Source organism: Bacillus sp. BML-BC051, from assembly GCF_019656175.1.
Lineage (GTDB): Bacteria > Bacillota > Bacilli > Bacillales > Bacillaceae_G > Bacillus_A > Bacillus_A mobilis.
In genome coordinates, this window is record NZ_BPLI01000208.1 from 1 (window position 1) to 315 (window position 315).

The 315-nt window shown below is 38.1% G+C and carries 1 protein-coding gene; it reads right to left on the reverse strand.

Going from position 1 to position 315, the window contains the following annotated elements:
- A partial coding sequence (locus K5S59_RS29980; protein ID WP_220784147.1) for a DUF11 domain-containing protein occupies positions 1-315 on the reverse strand: 315 nt, incomplete at both ends.

Consider the following 315-nt stretch of genomic DNA (forward strand, 5'->3'; position numbering starts at 1 on the left):
GTTTGAAGTAACGGTCTTGGAAACAATAGGTGCATTAGGATCAGCGATAAATGTGTAAAAAGCAGTAGCTGAATTGGCAATATGATTTGGAGCTGGTGTAGAAGTAGCGGTAACGTGAAAAGCTATAGATATTGAGCTGTTAGGAGCAATTAATCCAATTGTAATACCTGTATTAGGGTTGAGCCCGATTTGTGTGATGCCATCTATTGTAACGCTATCAGTTATAAACGTCGTACCATCTGGTATGAGGTCAGTGAAAGTAATATTCGTAGCGTTTGTATTACCGCTATTCGTTAAAATTGTCGTATAGGTAAT